Source organism: Streptomyces sp. NPDC058683 (assembly GCF_042716195.1).
Lineage (GTDB): Bacteria > Actinomycetota > Actinomycetes > Streptomycetales > Streptomycetaceae > Streptomyces.
This window is the reverse complement of record NZ_JBHXSK010000002.1, coordinates 161,419-179,879: the sequence shown is the minus strand read 5'-3', so window position 1 is coordinate 179,879 and position 18,461 is coordinate 161,419. Positions and strand designations below refer to the sequence as shown.

Genomic DNA, 18,461 nt, shown 5'->3' with positions numbered 1-18,461 from the left:
CTCACACCTGCGCGGCCACCAGCTCCAGCAGCCGGTGGCCCGCCTCTGCCGAGAACCACTCGGCATGGCCGACGTAGTACTCGTACGCCAGCCGGGCGTTCTCCTGTGACCGGGTGACCCCGTGGAAGTAGTCCAGCTCGGACAGGGCGAACTCGGCGTGCACGAGCGGCAGGAGGGCGGGCAGGGCCGCCGATTCGGCGGCGGTGAGCGGGCGTACCGACTGGTATCCGTGCAGCAGCCCGATCGCGTGCTTCTCCTGGACCGGGCGGTCGGGGTCCAGCCACTGCACGGTGTTGCGTTCCAGGGCCGTGGCCAGGTCGTGCACCGCGGTGGTGCGGTCGCTCATCCCGAAGTCCAGGACCGTGGCGACCTCGCCGTCCTCGCCCCACAGGAGGTTGGAGGCATGCCAGTCGTTGTGGGTCCACAGGGGGGCGAGCCCCGACAGGTGCGGGGCCAGGCGCTCGTGGAGCGGCAGCAGCACGCGGCGGGTGTCCTCGTGCCAGGGGAGGTCCGCCAGCGCCCTCGCCAGCCCGGGCCGTTCGGCCGTGTACGTCTGCAGCGCGGTCCAGGGGTCCGGGGCCCCGAACACCGTGAACGAGGCGACCAGCGGCTGCGGTGAGCGACGCGGTGCCGCGAAGCCCTCCGCCGCCAGGTGCAGCCGGGCCAGCGCCGTGCCCGCCGCCCGGGCGTGGGCCGTACTGCGGAACGGCGACCAGGACAGCGCGTCCCGGTACAGGTCCGTGCCCCTCCCGGCCGAGTGCACCTCGTACGTCCACTCGCCGCGCTCCACCAGGTCCAGGACCTCCACCACGGGCGCTCCGCGCTCCCGCAGATGGCGCAGGAAGGCGTGCTCCTCCGCCAGGCCCCGCGGGGTGCGTACGGAGACGTGGTGCCGTTTCACGAACAGCCGCCGCCCGTCCCGTTCCACCACGGCCGCCGCGGACAGCGGACGCGGACTGCGCCACACCACCCGGGCCGGGCCGGTCACGGCGGTGACCTCGGCGTCGGTCAGCGGCGGCCAGTCCGGCTCGACCGGCTCGGTGCCCAGGCCGTGGGCGAGATGCGCGGTCACGGAGCCGTCACCGCCGTCGTCCCCCGCAGGGCGCCCAGGATCCGCCGTTCCGTCGCCACGAACTCCGGTGCGGTGAAGTCGTCGGCGCCACGCGGGCGGGACAGCGGGACCTCGACGCGGTCGACCACCGTGGCCGGGCGCGGGGACAGGACGTGGACGGTGTCGGCGAGCAGCACCGACTCCCGGATGTCGTGGGTGACCAGGACGATCGTCCAGCGGTGGCGCTGCCACATGCCGGCCAGCCACAGCTGCATCTCGGTGCGGGTGAGGGAGTCCAGTGCGCCGAACGGCTCGTCGAGGAGCAGCACCGGCCGCTCCAGGACCACCGTGCGCAGCAGCGCGGCCCGCTGCCGCATGCCTCCGCTGAGCTGGGAGGGATACGCCTGCTGGAAACCGTCGAGGCCGAAGTCGGCGAACAGTGCGTCGGCCCGCGCCCGCGCCGCCTTCTTCCGTACCCCCTGCGCCTCCAGTCCCAGCGCGGTGTTGTCCAGGACCGTCCGCCAGGGGAACAGCAGGTCCTTCTGCGGCATGTAGGCGACCTTGCCGGAGGCCACCCCGGCCGGCTCGTCCTCCACCAGCACCTGTCCGGAGGTGGGCCGGTCGAGGCCGGACACCAGGTTGAACAGGGTGCTCTTGCCGCTGCCGCTCGGCCCGATGACGGCGGCGAACTCGCCCGGTTCCACGGTGAGGTCGAGGTCGCGCAGCACTTCGAGGTCCCCGAACGACTTGCTCACCCCTGCGACGCTGAGACCGCTCATGGCCGCCGCTCCTTCCGTTCCCAGGGCAGCACCAGCCGCTGCAGCAGATAGGTCGCCCCGAACAGCGCGATGCTCAGCACGGCCGTCACCGCGACCGCCGCGAAGACGAGGTCGGTCCGGAACGCGCTCTTCTGCGCCTGCATGTAGATCCCGAGCCCCGACTCGGCGCCCGCGTACTCGGCGAACACGGCACCGACCACGGCGTACGTGATGCTCACCCGCAGTCCGGCGAAGAAGTACGGCATCGCGCTCGGCACCCGCACCAGCCGGAACGCCCGCCACCGCCCGGCGCCCAGCGAGCGCAGCAGCCGCATGGCCTCCCGGTCGGTCGCCGCGAAGCCCGCGGCCAGGTTGGCGGCCAGCGGGAAGAACGTCGTGAGCGTCACCACCAGCATCTTCGGCAGCAGCCCGAAGCCGAACCAGATGATCAGCAGCGGGGCGACCGCCACGATCGGGATCGTCTGCGAGGCGACCAGCAGCGGGTACAGACCCCGGCGGGCGGCGGCGGAGAAGTCCAGCACCACCGCCACCAGCCAGGCCGCCGCGAACGACAGCGCGAAGCCGAGCAGCGTCTCCTGGAGGGTGGGCAGCGTCTGGTCCCACAGGTCCTGGCGGTTCAGCCAGCCCTGCTCCACCACCCGGGCGGGGGAGGGCAGGGTGGTCGGATCGACCCCGGCCGCCGTCACGTACAGCTGCCAGCCGCCGACCACCACGGCGAGCACCAGCAGGGGCGGCCACAACGACCGCAGTACGGACTTCACTTGGTGTCCGGGAGATAGGCGTCGGTGAAGAACGTGGAGGTGTCCGGAGCCTTGGTGAGCTTCTTGCCGTTCGCGTCGACGAGCAGCCCGGCGTCGTACTCGAAGTCGGCGAAGGCCTTCCAGCGCGCGGCGCTCTGGGTGCCGGTGGTGCCGTCGGCGCCCTTGTAGTACTCCTTGGCCAGCAGCTCCGAACTCTCCTTCACCAGCTTGGTGTTGGTGAGCACGCTCTTGTTGGCGGCGATGAGCAGGTCGGCGGCCTGGTCGGGGTTCTCGGCCGCGAAGCGGTAGCCCTTGTCGACGGCGGCCAGGAACTTCTTCGCCACCGCCGGGTTCTTCTTCAGGAACTGGTCGGAGGACGCGATCAGCGTGGAGTAGATCGCCGGGAAGCCGTAGTCGGAGAGCTGGAAGTCCTTGAGCGGCTTGCCGCTGAGCTTGGCCTCCAGGCCCTCCCAGGTCGGCATCGGCATCGCGAAGTCCGCCTTGCCCGCGTACAGCGCCGCGTAGGCCGAGGTGTTGAGGGTGACCTGCTTGAAGTCGCCCGTGCCGCCCGCGTTCTTGATCACCTTCTGGAGCAGCGGCTTCTCGTAGGGGGCGCCGAACCCGGCGTACGTCTTGCCGTCCAGGTCCTTCGGCGAGGTGATGTCGGAGCGGTCGGCGCGCACCGAGACGGTCACGTCCGTCTTCTGGGTGACGGCGTAGACGGAGGTGATGTCCTGGCCGGCGGCGCGGGCCGTGGTGACACCCTCCTGGTAGGAGATGCCGAAGTCGGCCTTGTGGTTGGCGATCAGGGTCTCGGGCGCGGTCGAACCGTAGGGGATGATCTTCAGGTTGATGCCGGCGTCCTTGAACCAGCCCTTGGCCTGGGCGACGTAGATGCCGGTGTGGTTGGTGTTGGGGGTCCAGTCCAGGGCCAGGGTGACCGAGGTGGTGCCGTCCTTGGCGGCGGCCGAGGAGTCGGCATCGGCCGAGCAGGCGGTGGTGACGGCGAACAGTGTCGTGGCGGCCAGGGCCGACAGCGCGGTGCGGCGGAGCATGCTGGAGGGGTCCTTCGTACGGGGAGGGGAGTAGGGCGGCGGAGTGGGGCGGTCAGGCCCGACACAGCGCGCTGTCCACCCGCTTGAAGTCGACGGCGAGCCGCCGGGTGAGCAGGGTCATGCGGTCACGTCCAGCAGGCTGTTGGTGAAGGACCGGTTCCAGTCGTGGTCGTGCGCGATGGCACCGTTCTCGGCGAGCCAGTGCGCGTAGGGACCCATACGGCTCTCGTCGATCACGCCCCAGCGCCCCTGCGGATCGGTCCACGTGGGCGCGATCAGGGCGAGGGAGCGGGCGATGAGCGGGCGCGGGAAGTACGGGATGACCCGCTCCAGCATCTCCAGGGTGGCGTCGGGCTCCCCGGCGGCGGTGGCGTATCCACGGGCCGTCACGGTCAGGAAGTCCCGCACCAGGGCCGGCTGCTTGTCGCGCAGCCGCTCGCTCGTGCCGAGCAGATAGCTGTGGTAGCGGGGTGCGCCGATCTCGTCGACCGGCCAGGTCAGGCGCCGCCGCTCGGGCAGGTCGCCGCGCAGTGCGTCCCAGGACCAGTAGTTGCCGAAGGTCGCGTCCGCCTCGCCCGCCTCGATGTCGTCCACCGTCAGCTCCCGCGCGCCCGCGTCGACCGTGATCACCGCGTCCGGGTCGCCGCCGTCCGCCGCCACCAGATGGCGGACCATGGCCCGCCCGCGCGGGGTCGGGTTGAAGGCGAGACGGCGGCCGGCCAGGTCACGGGGGCGGTGGATGCCGGTCGAGGTCGTGGTCTGGATCGCCTCCAGACCACGGTGGTTGATGGCGGCGACCGCGACCAGCGGCTGGCCGAGCGCCGCCCGGCGGTCGAGCAGCCGGTTCGGCGGGAAGATCCCGAAGTCCACCTCGCCCCGGGCCAGGTACTCCAGCGTGTCCCCGCGCCCCGGATCCTGCACCACCAGTTCGACGTCCAGACCCGCGGCGGCGTACCAGCGCCGGGCACGGGCGACGTAGAGACCGGCGGAATTGGGCCATGGATGGAAATAGTCGAGCATGACCCGTATATGCGGCATGGGGGTACTCCGAAGATGGCGTGCGCGGGCGCGCGGGGGTGAGCGGGGTGCGGGAGGTGGCGGTCAGCGGGACCGGCGGCAGCAGGTGCGACAACAACAGGAGCGGGCAGCGCGGTCGGGCACCGGGGACTGCGGCTCTACTGCTGTGGACACGTGGACTCCTACGCGGGGCGCAAAGCGCTTCTGGTGCGGTCGGCGTCCCCATGGGGATCGCGCCCGCGCTCGGCGAACGGATCCCAGACGCCCTCTCAGCCCGGTCGGGGAGGGGCTCCCGCGTAGATGGCCGAAACCATAACCGCAGATCCCGTATGCCACGCAAGCTGTGTCCGAAATATGGGACGTCATTGCCCAATCAGTGAGACGTCCAGGTCACGGGCGGGTCGTGCCCACGCGCCGGAGCCGCACAGCGACAGGGTCCCGCGCCCCTGGGGAGTATCCCCGGCGAGTGGCAGGCGCACCGGTATGGCCGCGGCACGTATCCCTCCCCCGAAGGCTACGTGCCGCGACCGCTTCCCCCGGTGCCGGACAGTGGTCCGACCTCCGCGTCGCGGTCGTGTGCCGGTGTCACCAGCACATGACCGCTGTCTCCCCCGACCCCCACGTGGAATGGAGACGGACGCGGACGAAGTAGCGGCGGCCCTTGACGAGCCGGACCCTGATCCCGGTGTTGTGCGGGGTGCCCCCGTCGTCGTGGCCGGCGAGGTAGCGCGGTTCCCCGTCGCGCTCCTCGAAGACCACGACGACGGAGTCGCTCTCTCCGAAGGTGCCCACGCTGTACACGCGGGTCTCCGGCGGCTCCACGGCGAAGTCCGCCTGCTCGCCCGGGCCGAGGCCGAGCGGCGCCGAGCGGAACGGCACCAGCGTGGCCGGGGCCGCGGCGGGCGGGTACCAGCGGAGCACGAACTCCTTGTCCGCCGGGGACAGCGAGCCCGGCGGATACAGACCGCTGTGATACTGCTCCGGCTCCAGGATCAGCCCCGGGCCGAAGGGGTACTGCATCACGGACTGCGGGTCCCACACCGAGCCGTTGGCCTCGGCCGGATCCAGCCTGTGCAGGATGTTGAAGTCCGTCTTGTCCCGGCTCCAGTGGTTCGGCGGTCCGGCGAGGTCGGTGTAGACCGCCTCGTCGTCCCAGTGGACACCGGCGAACGGACTCTGGTGCTCGTGCCGCATCCCGAGCGCGTGCCCGATCTCGTGCAGGGCCGTCCAGCGCTCGCCGGGCTCGGTCAGATCCCAGCCCAGGTTCATGGTGCGCTCGCCCGCGCCCACCGAGAGCGCGTCCCGGCCGACCGCCGACCAGGAGCCGTCGCCCAGCTGGAAGCCGATCCGCAACTCGGCCTCGCACCGGTCGGAGACCTCGGCGAACATCACCCCGATGCCCAGGTCCCGCCACTCCCGGAAGCACTCGCGCACCACGTCCCGCTGCTCCTTGGCACCGGCCCACGGCACCCGGCGGGTCTCCCCGGTCCCCGGGACCGGGATCACCGAGGCGTCGGTGTCGGCGTCGAAGAAGTAGTAGTGCAGGGTGGTGCCGTTGACCCACATCCGCCGCCCGCCGGCCAGCGCGCTCAGCCGCTCGGCGGCCAGCCCCGGGGCGAACGCCGGGTCCGACTGCCGCGGAAGCGAGCAGTAGCGTCGGGTCATGCGCCCAGACTGCCGTTCCCCCCGACCGGACGCCTGAGTCGGGAGCTACTCAAGTCCCCCTGTATCAGAGCTGAGTAACGCGACTCATACTCACGTGACGAGTGACGAACAGGACGCGCGGACCCTCGAACTCCCTTGGCCGTTCACCGGCCGGGAGGACGAACTGGAGCTGGTCAGGCGGTCGCTGGGCATCGGCCGGCAGGGTGTCGTGGTGACCGGACCGGCCGGCGGCGGCAAGACCCGGCTGATCACGGAGGCCGTGCGGGGCACCGACTGCGCCCGCGTGACCGGCACTCCCGAGACCTCCGCCCTCCCGTTCGCCGCGTTCGCGCACCTGCTCCCCGGCCGGCTCTCGCTGCCCGGCGCGATCCAGCACCTCTCGGGGGTACGGCTCCTCGTCGTCGACGACGCCCACCTCCTCGACGAGGCCTCGGCCGCCCTCGTCCACCAGCTCGCCGTGCACGGCCGCACCCGGCTCGTGGTGGCCGCCGCCGACCGGGCCCCCCTCCCCGGCGCGGTCTCCCGGCTGTGGACCGGGGAACTGCTCACCCATCTCGCCCTGGAGCCGCTGCCGTACGACGAGACGGCCCAGCTGCTCGCCGGCGGCGGCCTGGAGCCGCTCACCGTGCGCCGGCTGCACCGGGTGTGCCGGGGCGATCTGCGGCTGCTGCGGGAGCTGCACGGCGCCCTGCGCGAGTCCGGTGCGCTGACCCGGGTGCCGGACACCGGCGAACGGGCCTGGCACGGCCCGCTGCCGCTCACCGCGACCGTACGGGACCGGATCGCGCCCCTCCTGGACCGGCCGGACCCCGGCGAACGCGACGCCCTCGAACGGCTCGCCTTCGCCGAGCCGCTGCCGCCCCACCTCGACGACGGCCTCGACCTCGGCATCCTCGAACGGCTGGAGGCGGACGGCCTGATCCAGGTCGACGACCGGGGCGCGGTCCGCCTCGCCCACCCGCTGCACGGCCCCGCGCTGCGCGCCCGAGCGGGCCGGCTCCGGTCTCGCCGCCTGGCCCGCACCCCGAGCCAGTGCGAGCCCGCCCTGAAGGACGAGCAAGAGCAACTCGCTACAGCCGTCGACCAGTTGGACGTGCGGGAGGTGCCGGCCCCGGTGGGGGAGTGGCTGGCGTCGGGAGGCCTGCCCGTACCGGCCGGGTACGCGGCCGTGCGTGCCCGGTACTCGCGGCTTCGGGGGGAGCTGCGAGAGGCGGCGGCGTGGGCGAGGGAGGGACTGCGGACGGCGCCGGGCGACGCCTCCTGCCGTACCGAACTCGCCTGTGCCGCCGCCGAGGCGGGAGAAGCTGCCGTAGTGCGCGGGGACGGGGGTCTCGCGCACTACGGCGCAGTACGGCTGGGGGAGCCGGCGGGGGCCGCCGGGCGGCTGGACGGCGTCCTGGCACGGCACGCGCAGGCCCTCGCACGGGGCGACGGGCCCGCCCTGGACCGGGCCGCCGAGGCGCTGGCCGAGCGCGGTCTGCTGCTGTTCGCGGCGGAGGCGCACGCCCAGGCGGTCCGCGCGCACCGGGACCCGCGGGCCGCCCGGATGTCCCGCACCCGCGCCGTCGCCCTCGCCCGCCGCTGCCAGGGCGCCCGCACCCCGGCGCTGTCCGGCCTGGTCCTCGGCGAACTCACCGCCCGGCAGCGGCAGATCGTCACACTGGCCGCGGCCGGCCTGAGCAACCGCCAGATCGCCGAGCGGCTGACCCTGTCCGTCCGGACGGTGGGCAACCACCTCTACAGCGCGTACACCCGCCTCGGCGGGAGCGACCGGGCGGCGCTGCCGTGGCTGGTGGAGCAGCCCGAGCGTAAATCCGCGTGAACGCTCCGCTGGGGGCGCCGTGAAATGCAGTGCCGTCGTTCGGGTGCGGCGCCTTCGTGGCTGGTCGCGCAGTTCCCCGCGCCCCTTTGGGGCGCTCCGGACGCTCAGGCCGCCCCGAAAGCCGCGAACGCCCACCCCGTCGCCTGGTGGACCGCGTCGCCCGGCAGGGCGGCCCGGGCGTCCCGCAGTGCCTCCGCCAGTGACAGGCCGGCGCCCAGACCCTTGTGCAGGGCCAGCATCAGCGGGACCACGGCCGCGTCGTTGACGGGCGCGCTGCTCGCCACCACGCCGGCCGTGCCCAGCGGCAGCAACGCCGTGACCAGGCCGAGGAGTTCGTCGGCGCCGACCGAGGCGAGGCGGGCGGTGTCGCAGCTGGAGAGGATGATCCGGTAGGGGCTGCGGGCCAGGCGCTCGAAGTCGTGGACGATCAGCGGGCCGTCGGCCATGCGCAGCGAGGAGAAGAGCGGGCTGTCGGCGCGGAAGGTGCCGTGCGCCGCGATGTGCGCCAGCGCCGCCCCGTCCAACTCGTCGAGGACACGGGGGACTTGGGCCTCCTCGTGTTCAAGGATCCGGGCCGTCGCGTACTGGCCCGCCACCTCGGGCACCTCCGCGCCCCCGGTCGCCAGGCCCGGCCCGCGGACCAGCACATGGCGGCCGCCCGGCGGCGGCTCGGTCTCCCGGGCCCGCAGCCAGCTCCCCGCCGACGGCGACACGCTGAGCACCCGCTCCCGCAGGGACGGCAGCAGGGCCCACGGCACCCGGTGCAGCGCCCCCGGCGGGACGATCACCACCGGTCCCGAGCCGAGTTGGTCCGCGGCCGCGCCCAGCAGCAGCTCCTCCAACCGCCGCCCGGCGGCCTCGACCACCGCGAGCCGCCCCTCCGCCCCCGGATGCGCGAGCCGCCGCAGCCCCGCCTGGACGTGCTCGGCCTCGGCGACGGCCTCCGCCAGCGGGCCGCCCTCGAAGCGCCGTACCCGGCCCTGGCCGCACAGCAGGATGTGCACCCGCCCGTCCAGGACGGCGAGTTCGGCCAGGCGGGCGTCGCCGAGCCGGTCGAGCAGCCGGGCCGGGTCGAAGCGGTCGCCCGCGCCGGGGGCGTCGCCGCCGATGTGGTGGGTGCGGGAGCGGATCTCCCTTTCCAGACGGCGCTGTTCGCGCTCCAGGGCGGGCACCGGGCGGCCCTGCCTGCGGGCGTCCTCCGCGCGGGACGCGATCTCACGGAACGCGGTGAGCGAGGCGAGCAGGGCCGGGTCGGCGGGCGGCCGGGTCGGGGGAGTGGACAGGACCGTGGCCCGCCAGCGTTCGCTCCACTCCAGCAGCCGGCGCGGTCCGCCGTGCGCCAGGCTCGCCTGCTGGGCCAGCGCGGCCAGCTCCGCGCCCTGCGCGGTGGCCCGGGCCCGCAACTCCGAGGCACCCAGCGTCATCCGGTGGTCGTCGAGGACGTCCAGGCCACGTCGGCAGGCCTCCAGCACGCCCCGCCGCGAACCGGCCGCCCGGGCGCTCAGCGCCTGCGCCGCCCAGCCGGTCATCCGGGCCAGCGGCGGTCCGCCGTGTCTGCTGCGCGCGGCCACCGCGAGATGCCGTTCCGCGTCCGCCGTCCAGCCCAGCGCCAGCGCGATCCGCCCCGCGAGCAGCGAGGCCTCCGGCGCGGCAGGCGCCCCGAAGGACGCCAGCTGGTCGGCGACCGCCGCCGCGTCCTGCACCAGCCGCCCCGAAGCGGCCCCGCCCGCCACCCGCGCCTCGATCAGCACCAGCCGGGCATGCGTCTCCCACCAGCTGCGCCGCTGCCCCGAGAAGAGCCGTACGGCGACGGCGGCACGGGCGATGGCGGTCTGGGCGTCCCCCGCCGAGCGCGCGGCCCGGGCGGCGGTCAGCAGCAGCTCGGCCTTGCGGGTGGACTGCCCGCCGATCCGGTCCAGGACCGCGATCGCCGCGTCCGCCTCGGCCAGCGCCTCGGGGGCGAGCCCGGCCGCCATCAGCACCTCGCAGCGCGTGATGTAGAGCATGAACGGCGGGGTGTCCAGCTCGGCGTACCGCTCCTTGGCCGCGGCCAGCAGCCGCAGCGCCGCCGGGATGTCGCCGGACCGGTACGCGGCCAGGCCCCGGTTCTCCACGGCGACCGCCTTGTCGTGCTCCTGGCCCGTCGTCTCCCACAGCAGCTCCGCCGCCGTGAAGTCCGCGTCCGCTCGCTCCACCGCACCCACCGCCAGATGCACGGTGGCCCGCACGCTCAGCGCCCGCGCGGTCCAGATGACGTCATCGGCCTGCCGCAGCACCGGTATCGCCCGCCGCAGGTCCTCCAGGGCCTCCTTGTGGCGGCCCAGCACCCACGAGGCGAACGCCCGCCGGTACAGCACCCGCGCCCGGGTGTGCCCGTTGCCCCGGGCCACCCCCCGGTCCAGCGCGGCCAGTCCCTGTCGCGTGCGCCCCGCATGCACCAGGGCCACTCCGAGGGTGCCGAGGACATCCGCTTCCCGCTCCGCCGAGTCCGCTCGGGCCGCGAAGTCCCGGGCGCGCCGCAGATGGTCGAGGGCCACCGCAAGGTCCCCGAAGTCCCGCTGCCAGATGCCGATGACCTGGTGGGCGACGGACGCGTCCAGCGGCGACGGATCGGACTGGAGGACGCGTTCCGCCCGCGCCAGGGCCTCACCGGGGGCGGCGAACACCATCGGCAGGAGTTCCGTTACCGATTCGCTTCGCGCAGTCACCCCTCGGATGGTAGTGGCCTGGGCATACATGCCCCACAGGTTTGGCGCTGTATCAAGCGGCGGGCCCGTGAATCTGACTGAAGAACGCCGTTACCGGGGGAGGACAGGCCATGGCACCTCAGCGATTCCATGAGCAGTTCGAACAGATCCAGCGCTCCATGCCGGACGTACCACTGGCGATGGGGCCGGACGACGCCGCCGAGTTCCTGTACGAGAAGGGGGTCGTCCTCGCCCGCGACGGCGAGGAGGCACGGATCGTCGAGGACCGCGTGCGTGCTCACTTCACCGCGACCACGGGCCTGGTCGCCGACCAGGTGCTCAGGGCGGGCCCGGAGACCAACCGCACCGGCGTCACCCGCATCCGGGTCGGCGACCCGAACCACGGTGACCGCACCGGCGACCGCGCCGTCGGGCACGCGCTGCGCGCCCTGCGGGAGGCGGAGGGGCGCACCGGCCGCCGCCTGGTCAGCCGTAACCACGTGGTGTCCACCACCCCGAACGCCAACTCCTGCAACCCCTGCGAACCGCTCCCCGCCCTGCTCACCCAGACCCCCAACCCGCAGCCCGTGGCGGGGAGTTACGACCCGGACACCGCCGTCAGCGTCCTGGTGATGGACACCGGTCTGGTGCACGACTACCGCTCCTACCCGCTCCTCGACCGCGTCCAGGGCGACCCGCAGCTCGCCGAGACCGGCGCCGACGGGATCCTTCAGCAGTACGTCGGGCACGGCACGTTCATCGCCGGTCTCATCGCCGCCCTCGCCCCCAACACGGACATCACCGTCACCAACACCCTGAACGACGCGGGCGCCATCCTGGAGTCCGAGTTCGGCGCCAAGCTCTTCGAGGCGGTCGACCAGCACGGCTGGCCGGACGTCATCAGCCTCTCCGCCGGCACCCCGAACGGCAGTGCCGACGGACTGCTCGCCGTCGAGGCCTTCATGGACGCCCTGCGCGACCAGTCCACCCTGCTCGTCGCCGCCGCCGGCAACAACGGCAGCGCCACCTCCTTCTGGCCCGCCGCCTGCGCGGACCTGCCCGGCTACGAGAACAGCGTGCTCTCGGTCGGCGCGCTGCGCAGCGACGGCGAGTACGGCGCCTGCTTCACCAACCACGGCAGCTGGGTCAAGGTCTACGCCCCCGGCGAGCAACTCATCGGCGCCCTGGCCGGGTTCGACGCACCCGTGCCGTACGTGTACCAGCACACCACCTACGAGGCCTGCCGGTTCGGCTTCACGTACGCCTGCACCTGCCAGTACCCGCGCCACACAGGCGTGTTGACCGACACCGGGACGACCGGCCCCGGCAAACCGGACCAAGTGATGTTCGAAGGGTTCGCACAGTGGAGCGGAACATCGTTCGCCACCCCCATCGTGGCCGGCCTCGTCGCCGACCGGATGACCACGCACAAGGAGACCGACCCGCGTACGGCGGGCATCCGGCTCCTGGAGAACATCTCGGAGTACGCCGAGGTGCGCGGCACCGCTGTACCGGCGCTCCGCCCGGCGAGCTGGCAGCCGGTCCCGGTCGTCAGGCTGGTCACGTCGGCCTGAGTTCCGGAACACTCCCCTCCACGGCGTACGATGACTTGCCGTACACGAGGGGTGGGACCGTGGACCGAGCAGAGGTCGGCGCGCTGGTCCAGTCCGCCGTCGACGGCGACGCGGCGGCCTGGAAGGCGCTCGTGGAAGGGCTGAGCCCACTGGTGTGGTCCGTGGTGCGCGCGCATCGGCTCTCCGACGCCGACGGGCACGAGGTCTACCAGACCGTGTGGTTCCGTTTCGCCCAGCACCTGGGCCGTATCCGGGAGCCGGAGAAGGCGGGCTCCTGGCTGGCCAGCACGGCACGCAACGAGTGCCTGAAGGTGATCCGCGGGCTGACCCGGCTGCTGCCGACCGACGATCCGCAGGTACTGGACCGGGTCAGCGAGGTCCGTACGCCCGAGCAGTCCGTGATCGACGCGGAGGACCAGGCGGACGAGGCCGAGCGGATCCGTCTGCTGTGGCAGGAGTTCGAGGAACTCGGCGACCGGTGCAGGCAGTTGCTGCGGGTCCTGATGGCCTCGCCGCCGCCCAGCTATGTCGAGGTGTCCGTGGCGCTGGGGATCGCGGTGGGCAGTATCGGCCCGCTGCGCCAGCGCTGTCTGCGCCGGCTGCGGGCCCGGCTGGACGCGAGGGGTGCGGTATGAGCGACGACGGTTTCCCGGTGGAGGAGGACCTCGACGGCACCGAGTTCGACGCGGACCTCCTGGAGGAGGAGCTGCGCCAGGCGGCCGCCGTCCTCGACCCGCTCCCGGCCGGGCTGCTCCAACTGGCCATGGACGCCTATGTGCTGCACGACCTGGACGCCCGGGTCGCCGAGCTGACCTTCGACTCCCTGGTCGACGCCATCCCGGTCAGAGGAGCCGAGGCCCCGCCCCGGATGCTGACCTTCCAGGCGGGCGATCTCACCGTGGACATCGAGGTCACCGACGAGGGGCTGCTGGGCCAGGTGCTGCCCCCGCAGTCCGCGCGGATCGAGGTGCTCGGCGGTCCGGCGGCGGCCCGCCCGCTCACGGCCGACGGCATGGGCCGCTTCGCCAGTGACACCCCGCCCGCAGGCCCGTTCGCGCTCCGGCTGCGGACCGGCGGGGACGTGATCGTCACGGAGTGGCTGCGTGCCTGAGTCCGGCGCCGTCTCACCAGGCGACGGGCAGGGTCAGCGGCCCCCGGATCATCGTCCTGCGGCGCCACTCCACGTCCTCGGCCGGCACCGCGAGCCGCAGCCCCGGCAGCCGGTCGAGGAGGGTGTCGACCAGCAGCTCGGTCTGGAGCCGGGAGAGGACCGCGCCCGTGCAGTAGTGCGGGCCGTTGCCGAAGGCGAGATGCGGGTGGGGCTCGCGGTCCGGGACGATACCGTCCGGGTCGGGGAAGACGGCCGGGTCGCGGTTGGCGGCGAGATAGGAGACGTACACCGGATCGCCGGCCGCGATCCGGGTGCCGTCGCCCAGTTCGACGTCCGCCAGGGCGATCCGGGCCAGCCCGACCGTGCTGCGGTGCGGGATCCAGCGCAGCAGCTCGTCAAGGACCGGCCCACGCTCCACCGCCGGGTCCCGCAGATGTGCCGGCAGCTCCGGCCGGGTGAGCATCAGGTACAGCATCTGGCCGCAGTTGTGGGTGACCGCCTCACCGCCGATCTGCAGCGGACCGGCCAGCCCGACGGCCTCCTCCTCGCTGATCTCGCAGCGGGCCACCGCACCCCCGAGCAGCGCGTACACGTCGTCGCCCGGGCCGCCGGCCCGCGCGCGCACCGTCTCGGTGATCCACCCGTACAGCCCCTGCTTGGCCCGGTCGGCGGCCTCGGCGCCGCCGGAGGTGGAGATGATCTGCCGGGTCCAGGCGTGCACCCGCTCCCGGTCGGCCTCCGGCACGCCCATCACCTCGCTGACCACGGTGATCGGGAACGGCTCAAGGACCCGCTCGACCAGATCGGCGGGCGGCCCCTCCCGCACCACCCCGTCGACCAGTTCGTCGAGGATCTCCTGCGCCCGGGGCCGCAGCCGCTTCATCGCGCCGACCGTGAAGGCACCGGCGACGGCCTTGCGCAGCCGGTTGTGGTCGGGCTGGTCGGCCCAGGCCAGCGAGCCCGGACGGGGCTCGAAGTGCGGGGCGAGCCGGGTGACCTGGCGCCGGGTGACCTCGGCACGGCTGAACCGCGGATCGTTGGTGACGGTCCTGACGTCCTCGTACCGGGTGGCGAGCCACGCCCAGCCCTCGCCGAACGGCAACCGGATGCGCGTCACCGGCGCTTCCCGCATCATCGCGGCGAGGATCGGGTCGAACTCGGTCCCCTCCAGGTCGTACGCCGGCCAGTCCCGTACGGGCGGCGCCGCCGGGCAGACGGGCGGGGCCTGCTCCGTCTTGGGGGGCGGGGCCGCGTCCGTCGTCGTGAGCCCGGCCGGCTCCGTGGGCGCGGTGATCTCCGTGGTCATGCCTCCACGGTCGTACGGCCCTCACCACGTGTCCTGCCGGAATGCTCCAGCCGGAGGGTCAGCGGGCGACGGAGTCCACGAGCGCGGCGAGGGCCGCGGCGAGCCGGTCCGCTCCCGCCCCCGCCGGACCGCCCGGCTCGGTCATGTAGAGGTCCCGCCGGATCTCGATCATCAGGGCGCCGACCCGCGCGTCCGACCCGTAGAACTCCAGCGGCACGTAGGCCCCGGCGAACGGGCTGTCCAGCCCCGTCTCCCCGCACCCCGCGAACGCCTTCCGGGCCGCCGCTGTCAGCTCGGCCGGCGTGTGGAAGCCGTCCGTGCCCAGACACACCGGCGGCCGCGGCCCCGCCCCGTGCAGCTCGTAGGGCAGCGCCCGGCTCGGATAGGAGTGCACGTCGATCACCACGGCCCGCCCGGTCGCCGCCAGCCGCCCGGCGACGGCCTCCGTCATCGCCCGGGCGTACGGCCGGAAGTACCGCTCGACCAACGGCCCGGGATCGAACGGCTCGTCCCGCAGCACACCCCGGTGCGTGGTCCGCGTGTACACGGCCCCCATCCCGACGGCGAGCATCTCCTCCCGCTCGTCGGGAAACCGCTCCGGATCCACCACCAGCCGGGACAGCCGGTTGACGAACCGCCAGGGAGTCACCCCGGCCAGCTGAGCCGCGGCCGCCGCGATGTCCGCCGTGTGCGCGTCCGTGATGTGGTCCAGCTCCCGCTCCAGCGCGGCATCGTCCGGCACGAGGTCGGCGCGCACACCGGCCGGGACCGCCCGCGCGGAGTGCGGCACATGCAGGATCACGGGCGACTCGGCGGCGCCGGGCAGCAGTTCGTACGACGGCTCGGACACGGGCGGCTCCCGGGGCGTGGTCGGTGGCGGGGTGCAGGATCAAGGTGTCACACCGACGACGGGCCCAGCAGCTCCCGGATCAGGCCGCCCACCTGTCCGGTCTCGATCAGGAAGCCGTCGTGGCCGTACGGCGACTCGATCAGCCGCGGCCCGTCGGCCGACGGGATCAGCGCGGCCAGCTCGGCCTGCTGGGCCGGGGGATAGAGACGGTCCGAGTCCACGCCCGCCACCAGGGTGCGGGCCGTGACCCGGCCGAGGGCGCTGCGCAGCCCGCCCCGGTCGCGGCCGGCGTCATGGGCGTTCATCGCCTCCGACAGGACGACGTAACTGCCCGCGTCGAAGCGTCGGGTCAGCTTGGCGGCGTGGTGGTCGAGGTACGACTCGACCTGGTAGCGGCCGCCGTCGAAGGGGTTCTCGGTGCCCTGGGGCGCCCGGCCGAAGCGGAGCGCGAGTTCGGGCTCGCTCCGGTAGGTGACGTGGGCGATCCGGCGGGCCAGGCCCAGGCCGGAGTGCGGGGCGCGTCCGGTGCCGTGGTAGTCGCCGCCCTGCCAGCCGGGGTCGGCGCGGATCGCGGTGAGCTGGGTGTTCGCCCAGGCGATCTGTTCCGCGCCGGCCGCCGCCGTGGTGGCGAGCAGCAGCAGGGCGCCGACCCGCTCCGGGTACGACACCGCCCACTCCAGGGCCCGCATCCCGCCCATCGAACCGCCCACCACCAGCGCCCAGCGCTCGATGCCGAGGGCGTCGGCCAGCCCGGCCTCGGCGGCGACCTGGTCCCGCTGGGTCAGGAACGGGAACGCACCGCCCCAGGGCCCGCGTCCGTCGCCGCGCGGGGAGGAAGGCCCGGTGCTGCCCCGGCAGCCGCCCAGGACGTTCGGGGCGACGACGAACCAGCGGTCGGTGTCCAGCGCCAGGCCCGGCCCGACCACACCCTCCCACCAGCCCGGGGTCGGATGCCCCGGCCCGGCGGGCCCGGCGACATGGCTGTCACCGGTGAGCGCGTGCAGCACGAGCACGGCGTTGCCGGCGTCCGGGGCCGGCCGGCCCCAGGTCTCGAACGCCAGCCGTACCCCCGGCAGTTCGCCGCCCGCCTCCAGGGACAGCGGCTTCTCCGCCGCGTACCACTGCCGGTGGCCCGGCGGATCCCCCTCCCGCCAGGCCACCGCGGCCGGCGGAAGGGGCACCGCGGGAAGTGGTACGGCGTTCAGGACGCGGCGCCCTTGGCGGCGCGGAAACCGGCCTCCAGGTCGGCCTTGAGGTCGGCGAGGTTCTCGATGCCGACCGACAGCCGCACCAGGCCCGGCGTGGTCCCGGTCGCCGCCAGCTGCTCCTCGTCCAGCTGGCTGTGGGTGGTGGACGCCGGGTGGATGATCAGGCTGCGGACGTCACCGATGTTGGCGAGGTGGCTGAACAGCTCGACGGCGTCCACGAACCGCTTGCCCGCCTCGATCCCGTCCCGGAGCTCGAAGGAGACGATCGCGCCCGCCCCGCGCGGCAGGTACTTCCGCCCCGCCTCGTACCAGCGGCTGGAGGGCAGGCCCGGATAGTGGACGGCGGCGACCTCGTCGCGCTGCTCCAGCCACTCGGCCAGGGCCAGGGCGTTGGCGGAGTGCCGCTCCAGCCGCAGGCTGAGCGTCTCCACGCCCTGGAGCAGCAGGAACGCCGAGTGCGGGGAGAGCGCCGGGCCGAGGTCGCGCAGCAGCTGCACCCGCAGCTTGATCGCGTACGCGCCCGGGCCGAGCACCGGCCAGTAGCGCAGTCCGTGGTAGCTGGGGTCGGGCTCGGAGAAGTCGGGGAAGCGGTCCGCGTGCGCGCCGAAGTCGAAGCCGCCGCCGTCCACGACCACACCCGCGATGGCCGTGCCGTGCCCGCCGAGGAACTTGGTCGCCGAGTGCACCACGATGTCCGCGCCGTGTTCGAGGGGCCGCAGCAGATAGGGGGTCGGGACCGTGTTGTCCACGATCAGCGGCACGCCCGCCGCGTGGGCCACGTCCGCGACCGCCCGTACGTCGAGCACGTTGCCGCGCGGGTTGCCCAGCGTCTCCGCGAACAGCGCCTTGGTGTTCGGGCGGACGGCCGCCCGCCAGGCTTCCGGGTCGTCCGGGTCGTCCACGAAGGACACCTCGATGCCGAACTTCGGCAGCGTGTGCCGGAACAGGTTGTAGGTGCCGCCGTACAGCGACGTGCTCGAGACGATGTGGTCGCCCGCGCCCGCCAGGTTCAGGATCGCCAGGGTCTCCGCGGCCTGCCCGGACGACAGCGCCACCGCCGCGACCCCGCCCTCCAGGGCCGCGATCCGCTGCTCGAAGACGTCCTGGGTGGGGTTGTGGATGCGGGTGTAGATGTTGCCGGGCTCGGCGAGGGCGAACAGGTCGGCGGCGTGCTGGGTGTCGCGGAACACGAACGACGTCGTCTGGTAGATCGGCGTCGCCCGGGCGCCGGTCGTCGGGTCCGGGACGGCCCCGGCGTGGACCTGCCGGGTCTCGAACGACCAGGCCGAGGTGTCCGGCCCGGCGGGCGGCTCCTCGGGCGTGTGACCGGCGGTGACGGAGTCGATGGGCTGGCTCATGGTGCTGCTCCTCGCGCGGGAAGGCAGGACGGCGTGCGCGTGCGGGCACGCGTCGGCAGAACAAGGCAGAACAAGGCGGAACGAGGGAGGGCGTGGGAAGGGCCTGAGCGGAGCGTCAGCTCTCGGCGGGACACCCTGTGGTGGTGACACGCGCGTGGTCCACGTGGCGTCGGGTCACAAGCACCGTCATGCGTCGAGCGAACCACAGCGGGTCACGGCGGACCAGCCGCGCGCCGCA

15 protein-coding genes are annotated in these 18,461 nt (G+C 73.6%); 4 read left to right on the top strand and 11 right to left on the bottom strand.

Features of this window, described 5'->3' with window-relative positions:
* Nucleotide 1 precedes the first annotated feature (1 nt).
* From ACFWXC_RS02900 to ACFWXC_RS02875, 6 genes are all read right to left on the bottom strand, one after another.
* On the bottom strand, nucleotides 2-1,072 hold the full coding sequence (locus ACFWXC_RS02900) for a phosphotransferase enzyme family protein (RefSeq protein WP_384471986.1): 1,071 nt from the start codon (nucleotides 1,070-1,072) through the stop codon (nucleotides 2-4).
* The gene (locus ACFWXC_RS02895; protein ID WP_384471983.1) at nucleotides 1,069-1,830 is read right to left on the bottom strand and encodes an ABC transporter ATP-binding protein; all 762 of its coding nucleotides are present in this window, start codon (nucleotides 1,828-1,830) and stop codon (nucleotides 1,069-1,071) included. The genes ACFWXC_RS02900 and ACFWXC_RS02895 overlap by 4 nt, the downstream gene beginning before the upstream one ends.
* On the bottom strand, nucleotides 1,827-2,591 hold the full coding sequence (locus ACFWXC_RS02890) for an ABC transporter permease (RefSeq protein WP_384471980.1): 765 nt from the start codon (nucleotides 2,589-2,591) through the stop codon (nucleotides 1,827-1,829). Before ACFWXC_RS02890 ends, ACFWXC_RS02895 begins: the two co-directional genes overlap by 4 nt.
* A complete protein-coding gene (locus ACFWXC_RS02885; RefSeq protein ID WP_384471977.1) occupies nucleotides 2,588-3,625 on the bottom strand; it encodes an ABC transporter substrate-binding protein in 1,038 nt (345 codons plus the stop codon). The genes ACFWXC_RS02890 and ACFWXC_RS02885 overlap by 4 nt, the downstream gene beginning before the upstream one ends.
* 117 nt (nucleotides 3,626-3,742) lie before the next feature.
* A complete protein-coding gene (locus ACFWXC_RS02880; protein WP_384471974.1) occupies nucleotides 3,743-4,663 on the bottom strand; it encodes an ABC transporter substrate-binding protein in 921 nt (306 codons plus the stop codon).
* Between the two features lie 564 nt (nucleotides 4,664-5,227).
* A complete protein-coding gene (locus ACFWXC_RS02875) occupies nucleotides 5,228-6,307 on the bottom strand; it encodes a M12 family metallopeptidase (protein ID WP_384471971.1) in 1,080 nt (359 codons plus the stop codon).
* A gap of 94 nt (nucleotides 6,308-6,401) precedes the next feature.
* Between ACFWXC_RS02875 and ACFWXC_RS02870 the strand changes: the two genes are divergently transcribed.
* On the top strand, nucleotides 6,402-8,129 hold the full coding sequence (locus tag ACFWXC_RS02870; protein WP_384471968.1) for a LuxR C-terminal-related transcriptional regulator: 1,728 nt from the start codon (nucleotides 6,402-6,404) through the stop codon (nucleotides 8,127-8,129).
* 104 nt (nucleotides 8,130-8,233) lie between these two features.
* On the opposite strand, the gene ACFWXC_RS02865 is transcribed toward ACFWXC_RS02870, so the two are convergent.
* Nucleotides 8,234-10,798 carry a CHAT domain-containing protein gene (locus ACFWXC_RS02865; RefSeq protein WP_384472528.1) on the bottom strand — a complete coding sequence of 855 codons (2,565 nt, stop codon included), beginning with the start codon at nucleotides 10,796-10,798 and terminating at the stop codon, nucleotides 8,234-8,236.
* 149 nt (nucleotides 10,799-10,947) lie between these two features.
* Here ACFWXC_RS02865 and ACFWXC_RS02860 point away from each other — a divergent pair, with 149 nt between their 5' ends.
* The 3 genes from ACFWXC_RS02860 to ACFWXC_RS02850 are packed head-to-tail and all read left to right on the top strand — an operon-like array spanning nucleotide 10,948 to nucleotide 13,501.
* Nucleotides 10,948-12,390: a S8/S53 family peptidase gene (locus ACFWXC_RS02860; RefSeq protein WP_384471965.1), complete on the top strand. Its 1,443-nt coding sequence runs from the start codon at nucleotides 10,948-10,950 to the stop codon at nucleotides 12,388-12,390.
* A 35-nt stretch (nucleotides 12,391-12,425) separates the two neighbouring features.
* Complete coding sequence (locus ACFWXC_RS02855) at nucleotides 12,426-13,025, top strand: RNA polymerase sigma factor (RefSeq protein ID WP_384471962.1); 600 nt, start codon at nucleotides 12,426-12,428, stop codon at nucleotides 13,023-13,025.
* Complete coding sequence (locus tag ACFWXC_RS02850) at nucleotides 13,022-13,501, top strand: hypothetical protein (RefSeq protein ID WP_384471958.1); 480 nt, start codon at nucleotides 13,022-13,024, stop codon at nucleotides 13,499-13,501. Before ACFWXC_RS02855 ends, ACFWXC_RS02850 begins: the two co-directional genes overlap by 4 nt.
* Before the next feature lie 13 nt (nucleotides 13,502-13,514).
* Here the strand turns inward: ACFWXC_RS02850 and ACFWXC_RS02845 are convergent, their stop codons facing one another.
* The 4 genes from ACFWXC_RS02845 to ACFWXC_RS02830 are packed head-to-tail and all read right to left on the bottom strand — an operon-like array spanning nucleotide 13,515 to nucleotide 18,223.
* Nucleotides 13,515-14,807: a cytochrome P450 gene (locus tag ACFWXC_RS02845; RefSeq protein WP_384471955.1), complete on the bottom strand. Its 1,293-nt coding sequence runs from the start codon at nucleotides 14,805-14,807 to the stop codon at nucleotides 13,515-13,517.
* Nucleotides 14,808-14,865: 58 nt separating this feature from the next.
* Nucleotides 14,866-15,657, bottom strand: a complete 792-nt coding sequence (locus tag ACFWXC_RS02840) for an N-formylglutamate amidohydrolase (RefSeq protein ID WP_384471952.1) — start codon at nucleotides 15,655-15,657, stop codon at nucleotides 14,866-14,868.
* Between the two features lie 47 nt (nucleotides 15,658-15,704).
* A complete protein-coding gene (locus ACFWXC_RS02835) occupies nucleotides 15,705-16,838 on the bottom strand; it encodes a homoserine O-acetyltransferase (RefSeq protein ID WP_384471949.1) in 1,134 nt (377 codons plus the stop codon).
* Between the two features lie 20 nt (nucleotides 16,839-16,858).
* A complete protein-coding gene (locus tag ACFWXC_RS02830; protein WP_384471946.1) occupies nucleotides 16,859-18,223 on the bottom strand; it encodes a bifunctional o-acetylhomoserine/o-acetylserine sulfhydrylase in 1,365 nt (454 codons plus the stop codon).
* Nucleotides 18,224-18,461 lie beyond the last annotated feature (238 nt).